The sequence below is a fragment of the Nonomuraea sp. NPDC001684 genome, from assembly GCF_053596515.1.
This window is the reverse complement of the sequence record NZ_JBSFGJ010000899.1, coordinates 1-1,175: the sequence shown is the minus strand read 5'-3', so window position 1 is coordinate 1,175 and position 1,175 is coordinate 1. Positions and strand designations below refer to the sequence as shown.

2 protein-coding genes are annotated in these 1,175 nt (G+C 75.0%); one reads left to right on the top strand and one right to left on the bottom strand.

From position 1 onward, the window contains the following. Positions 1-864 (bottom strand): N-acetylglucosamine kinase (locus tag ACWCSD_RS52935; RefSeq protein WP_449927613.1); only part of this gene is annotated, 864 nt, incomplete at its 3' end. A gap of 79 nt (positions 865-943) precedes the next feature. On the opposite strand from ACWCSD_RS52935, the gene ACWCSD_RS52930 reads away from it, so the two are divergent. Beyond that, the coding region (locus ACWCSD_RS52930) for a MurR/RpiR family transcriptional regulator (protein WP_449927610.1) at positions 944-1,175 on the top strand (232 nt) is incomplete at its 3' end.

The following is a 1,175-nucleotide window of genomic DNA, read 5'->3' as shown; positions in this document are numbered from 1 at the left end:
CGCGTCGAGCACCGCCGGCGCGGACCCGCAGTGCCGAGCCGCCGCCATCGCGGCCCGGCGCACCGGCCCCTCGCTGGTCAGCACGCTGCCCGCGAGCACGATGTCGCCCGAGACGTGCACCCTGCGCAGGGTGGCCACCAGACGGTCGGCGGCCTCCTCGGCGACCTTGAGCGCCATCGGGTCACCGGCCTCGGCCGCCCGGCTGACCAGGGCGGACAGCGCGGCCAGGCGCATGTGGTCGGCCTGCGCGAGCCGGACGAACCGGTCGGCGACCGCCCGCGGCGACCCCGGACGCTCCTCGCCCAGGACCTGCTCGACGACGAGCGCGACCAGGCTGCCCGGCTCGCCCGTCGCACCCCGGTCGAGGGCGGAGACCACGGCCTTGGCGGCGGCGCGGCCGATCCAGAAGCCCGAGCCCTCGTCGCCCAGCAGCCAGCCGAGCCCGTCGGCGATCGTGTCGATGCGGTGGCCGGCGACCCTGGCCGCGACCGCGCCCGTGCCCGACAGCAGCAGCGAGCCGTCGGGCTCGGCGGTGCCGGCGGCGTAGGCCACCGCCACGTCGCGCTCGATCAGCGGGCCCGCCTCGATGCCGTGGCCGGCCCACACCCGGGCCAGCTCCGGAACCAGCGTGTCGACCTGGCCCGCGACCCCGGCCAGCGAGGCCACGACCCGGCCGCCGTCGTGCGACCCCAGCGCCTGCCCGAGCGCCGTGCCGATCGCCGCCACCGCCTTGTCCAGACCGTGTGCCGAGGGGTTGCCGGCGCCCGCCCGCGCGTAGCCGACCCGGGTGCCGTCGAGGGTGTGGACGGACACGCGCGTCGAGGTGGCTCCCGCGTCGACACCGAGCACCAGCGATTTGGTCACGGTCGAATTCTGGGGGTTGACGTGACCGGGAAGCAAGAATAATTTTCGCCAGAAGACCGAGTATTCGGAAGGAATATTCGTGACTTCAGGAGCCCTCGGGCGCGTCGAAACAGAACTGCCCGGTCTGCCGGAGGCGTTGCGCCGGGTCGGCGAGGTGATCCTCGGCGACCCCGCCGAGGCCGCGCGGTCGACCATCATCGCGCTGGCCGAACGGGCGGGCAGCTCGCCCGCCACCGTGACGAGGTTCTGCCGGGCGTTCGGCTTCTCCGGCTACGCCGAGCTGCGGGTCGCCCTCGCCACGGAGACCGGCA